The sequence below is a fragment of the Myxococcus guangdongensis genome (assembly GCF_024198255.1).
Lineage (GTDB): Bacteria > Myxococcota > Myxococcia > Myxococcales > Myxococcaceae > Myxococcus > Myxococcus guangdongensis.
Map to the genome: position 1 here is coordinate 1 of NZ_JAJVKW010000041.1, position 5,384 is coordinate 5,384.

Here is a 5,384-nt window from a genome sequence, read left to right on the forward strand (position 1 = left end):
CCACCGCCTGCCCCTTCACCACTCCCGCCACGGCTTCTCCCGCCACCGTGCGCTCCAGCTTCGTCTTCAGCTCTTCCGCGCTGGCGCCCACCACCGCGAGCCGCTGCTCCAGGTGCGTCCTCCCCACCGACGCCGTGAAGCACACGTCTCCCACCGGCGCCTCTCCCAGCGCTCCCGCGTACTGCTTCGCCTGCTCTTCCAACGCGCTCGTGCTTCGCGCAGACAGCACCAGCACGTGCTTCGGGCGCTCGACCGTGTCCTGCTTCTGGACGGGCACCGCCCTCGGGGGCGCCTCTTCCAGAATGACGTGCGCGTTCGTCCCGCTGAGGCCGAAGGAGCTGACACCCGCGACCCGGCTCGTCTGCTTGGGGTCCCACTGCGTCAGCTTCGTCGGCACCTCCACCGCCATCTGGTCCCAGCCGATGTGCGGGTTCGGCGTCTTGAAGTGCAGGTGCGGCGGCAGTTGCTTGTTCTTCAGCGACAGCACCACCTTCATCACCGCTGCCACCCCCGCCGCCGACTCCAGGTGCCCCAGGTTCGTCTTCGCAGAGCCCAGCCACAGCGACTCTCCGCTGCGCCCCTCTCCCAACGCGCCCCACATCGCGTCCACTTCTATCGGGTCTCCCAGCGACGTCCCCGTCCCGTGCGCCTCCAGGTAGCTGACCTCCGTCCCCTTCACTCCCCCGTTCTCCAGCGCCTGCCGAATCACCGCCTGCTGCGCCATCCCATTCGGCACCGTCAGTCCGCTGCTCGGGCCGTCGTGGTTCACCGCCGTGCCACGAATCACCGCCAGCACTTCGTTCCCGTCCGCCACCGCGTCCGACAACCTCTTCAGCACCAGCACGCCGCAGCCTTCACCACGGGCATAGCCGTCCGCGGAGGCATCGAACGTCTTGCAGCGGCCCTCGGGAGACAGCGCGCCGCTGCTCGCCAGGTAGACGCTCACCTCCGGGGAGAGGATGAGATTCACGCCGCCCGCGAGCGCCACGGGGCACTCGCCCAGACGCAGGCTCTGGATGGCCAGGTGCATCGCCACCAGTGACGACGAGCACGCCGTGTCCACCGCCATGCTCGGGCCCTGGAAGCCCAGCGCGTACGACAGGCGACCCGCGCTGAAGCACGCGCCCTTCGCCGTGCCGAAGTACGGGTCCAGCTGCGACAGGTCCGCGTTCGCGAGCATGCGCTGGCTGTAGTCCGTGTTCATCACGCCCACGAAGACGCCCACCCGCTGCCGCCCCCGGCGCTCCACCGGATAGCCCGCCCGCTCCAGCGCCTCCCAGCCGACCTCCAGCAGCAGTCGCTGCTGCGGGTCCATCGCCGCCGCCTCGCGCGGGGAGATTCCGAAGAACTGGGCGTCGAACTGGTCCACGTCCTTCAGGAAGCCACCCCGACGGGTGTTGATCTTCCCCGGCACCTGCGGCTTCGGGTCATAGAGCGCGTCCACGTCCCAGCGGTTCGCCGGCACCTCCATCGTGGCGTCCACGCCGTCGCGCAACAGCTCCCAGTACGCCTCTGGCGTGGTGACTCCGCCGGGGAAGCGGCACGCCATGCCGACGATGGCGATGGGCTCCACTCGCGGCGCCGACTCGGCCTTCTCGAGTCGAGCCTCCAGCTTGCGAATCTTCACGAGCTGCTGCTGCACGATCTGCCGGTAGTTGATGTCCTCGGTCGTCATCTCGATATTCCTCAGGAATCCGTTGCCAGGTCCGCGAGCGCCAGACGGGCCAGCTCCGCGTCGGAGAGTGCGTCGAGGCTCACCTCGAGCTCGCCCACGGCCGGCACCTCACGCGCCGGAGCGGGCTTCCTCTCGTCGTTGAACTTCAAGACAGCCTCGATGAGGTGGTCGGCGAGGAAGTCCACGTTGGGGTGGTTCATCGCGATGGTCGAAGGCAGCGAGTGCCCCAGCCCGTCCTGCAGGGCGTTGCGCAGCTCGATGGCCATCAGCGAGTCCATGCCCAGGTCCGTGAAGCCCTGGCCCCAATCGACTCCACCCGCCACGTCCAGGCGGAGCACTCGCCCCACCGCCTCCTGGAGCCTGCGGACGAGCACCTCCCGCCGCTCGTGCGGCAGCGCGCCCTGCAGCTCCGCCAACCACTGCTTCTTCGTCGTCGCCACGGCCGCGCGGGACTCGTCCTTCCGCGCCGGCGCCACCGCCGCGTAGAAGCCCGAGCGCCCCAACCGTCCGAGGCCCTCGATGTACGCCGGCCACCGGATGTGCATGAGCCCGAGCTGCGCCTGCGAGTACCCCAGCGCCTTGCCCAACAACTCCAGCCCCTGCGCCGTCGGCAGCGCGCGGATGCCCCGGCGCTCCAACGCCTTCGCCACCTGCGCGTCCGTGGCCATGCCCACCTCCGCCCACGGGCCCCAGTCCAGCGACAGCGCGGGCAGCCCACGGGCACGACGGACATGCGCCAGCGCATCCAGGAAGGCGTTCGCCGCCGCGTAGCCACTCTGTCCCGGAGAGCCGAGCAGCGCCGCGGCCGACGAGAAGAGGACGAAGTGCTCCAGCGACCGCGCCTCCGTGAAGCGGTGGAGGTTCCACGCCCCCGCCACCTTGGGCGCCATCACCCGCTCGAAGCGCTGGGCGTCCTGTTGCACCAACGCCCCGTCCTCGACGATGCCGGCCGCGTGGAAGATGCCGAGCAGCGGCACCGCCCCCGCGTCGATGCGCGCCAGGAGCGCCGCGACGTCCGCCTGTCGCGCCACATCCGCCGAGGCCACCGTGATGCTCGCGCCCAACTGCTCCAGCTCCGCGAGCACCGCGCGAGCCTCCGCCGTGGGCTCACGTCGTCCCACGAGGACCAGGTGACGCGCGCCGCGCTCCACCAGCCACCGCGCCATCGACAGACCGAGCGCCCCCAGGCCGCCCGTAATCAGGTACGTGCCGTCGGCGCGGAAGGATGTGACCTCCGCGCCACCCTTCGCCCGCTGGAGCTGGGGACGCAGGCGCCGCTCTCGACGGAGGGCCACCTCGACTCCCGGCGTGTCGCTGGAGCGCAGCAACTCGGTGAGCAGCGAGGACACACTGCCCTTCACATCCCTGGGGTCCAGATCGATGCGTCCGCAGCGCAGCTCGCCGTGCTCCAGGTCGATGACGCGGCCCAGGCCCCACAGCGACGCCTGCACGGGCGAGGACACCGCCACGCCATCGGCGGGCTGCGCGCCCTGCGTGACGAGCCACAGCGGAGACTGCGTGCCGCTGGCCACGAGCGCCTGCGTCAGGTGCAGCGCTCCTGTCGTGGCCCGGAGCGTCGCCTGGTGCACGGCCTCGGCGGACCGCGTCTCCTCCGAGGTCGAGTCCAGACCCCACAGGTAGACAGCGCCCGCGCACGGGGCGCCGTTCAGGGCCTCGCGCAGCAGTCGGGTGAAGTCGGCCGGGGTGCTCGCGTCGACCTCGAAGTGCTTCGAGGCCTTGTTCTGGAATCCGGCGCCCGGACGCACGCGGATGACGGAGGCTCCGCGCTCCTCCAGTCTCGTGGCGAGCTGCTCGCCGACGCCCTGTGCGTCCAGCAACAGCAGCCACGGATGGGACTCGGCCTGGGGCAGCGGCGCGGGAGGCAGGGGCTCGGGGGTCCACGCCACCTCGTAGATGCGCTCCTCGGACTTCTTGTGCGTGCTGGCCTGCAGGACGTCACGGCTGGCGCGACGCGCGTGGAAGCCGAGGATCTCCGCCACCGGGCCGTGCTCGTCGAAGAGCTGCACGTCGCCGCTGAGGATTTCTTCCGTGATGGCCCGCTCGCCCGCGGTGGACTTCGCGTAGCACCACAGCGCGCCCTGCGGACGACGGAAGAAGTTGAGCTTCGAGACGCTGAAGGGAATCGCCAGCGCGTCCGCCAGACTCGTCGCGTCGCTCACCATCCAGTTGGCGAGCATCTGGAAGCACGAGTCGATGAGGCCGGGATAGAGCTGGTAGTTGTCCGGAGAGTCCGGCAGCTCCGGCTGCTGCATCTGGCCGAACGCCTCGTCCTTGCTGCGCTGGAAGGGACCAATCCAGCGGAAGCTCGGGCCCAGCGTGTAGCCCATGGCTCGGAAGAACTTGTAGAAGTCGTCTCCCGAGCGCGACTCGGTGCAGCGCGCCAACACCGCCTCGCGCGCGGGCAGCGTCCTCGGCGTGGACACCTGGGACGGGTCGACTCGCAGCTCACCGGTGCCGTGCAGCACCCAGTCACCGGACTCCCCCTGCGTCATCAGCTTGAGGGAGTAGCCCTCCGCGTGCGGCGAGAAGATGAGCTGGAGCGGGCGCAGCTCGTCGTCCGCGAGCACCAGCGCCTGGTGGAACGTGAGGTTCTCCAGCGTGCAGGCTTGGGGACCGAAGGTCTCCACGACGGCCGAGAGGACCATCGACAGGTGCGAGGCCGCCGGCGTGACGACCGTGCCGTAGAGGCGATGGTCATCGAGGTATGCCGGACGGAACGCCCCGAGCGTCGTGCTGTAGATGATGTCGTCGAACGCGGGGGAGTACAGCCGGCTCCCGAGGTGCGGCTTGACGGCCCGAGCCTCACGCGGCGCGAGCAGCGCGCTCTGTCCCCGCGGCTCGCGGGTCCACCAGTAGCGCTGACGCTGGAACGGATACGTGGGCAGGGACACGGTGCGGCGCGCGTACGGCTTCTCGTACTCGCTCCACGCCACCTCCACTCCCTTCACGTACAGCGCTCCCAACCCCTCCAGCACCGTCTCCCACTCCCCCTTCCCCTTCCTCAAGCTCGCCACCCACTCCAGTCCCTCCTCCTCCAGCGTCTGCCTCCCCATCCCCACCAACACCGGCGCCGGGCCCACCTCCACGAAGACGCCCACCCCCTCCTTCCGCAGCGCCTCCATCCCCTCCGCGAAGCGCACCGCCTCCCTCACGTGCGTGCGCCAGTACCTCGCGCTCGCCACCTCCGCTCCCGCCTTCTTCCCGCTCACATTCGAAATCAGCACCCGCTTCGGTGCTTCCAGCTTCACTGCGCCCACCTTCGCTTCGAAGGCGTCCAGCATCGGCTCCATCTGCGGCGAGTGGAACGCGTGCGACACCTTCAGCTTCTTCGTCTTCGCTCCCTTCTCCGCCAGCCGACGCTCCGCCTCCTTCACGCCCTCCTTCAGCCCCGCCACCACCCACTGCTTCGGCCCGTTGCGCGCCGCAATCGACACGCTCGCCTCCAGCCCCTTCACCGCCTCCGCAATCCACTCCTCCGGCGCCTCCACCGCCACCATCTCTCCTTCCCCTCCCAACCCCTGCATCAGCCGGCCTCTCTCCGCCACCAGCCTCAGCGCGTCCTCCATCCCCATGACGCCCGCCACCACCGCCGCCACGTACTCCCCCACGCTGTGCCCCAGCACCGCGTCCGCCTCCACTCCCCAACTCCTCCACATCCTCCACAGCGCGTACTCCACCGAGAAGAGCG

The 5,384-nt window shown here is 70.0% G+C and carries 2 protein-coding genes; both read right to left on the bottom strand.

Annotated elements, in window-relative coordinates; translation table 11 throughout:
* A partial coding sequence (locus tag LXT21_RS44565) for a type I polyketide synthase (RefSeq protein ID WP_254044365.1) occupies window positions 1-1,675 on the bottom strand: 1,675 nt, incomplete at its 3' end.
* A gap of 11 nt (window positions 1,676-1,686) precedes the next feature.
* Window positions 1,687-5,373, bottom strand: a complete 3,687-nt coding sequence (locus LXT21_RS44575; protein WP_323395793.1) for an SDR family NAD(P)-dependent oxidoreductase — start codon at window positions 5,371-5,373, stop codon at window positions 1,687-1,689.
* Window positions 5,374-5,384: the final 11 nt, after the last annotated feature.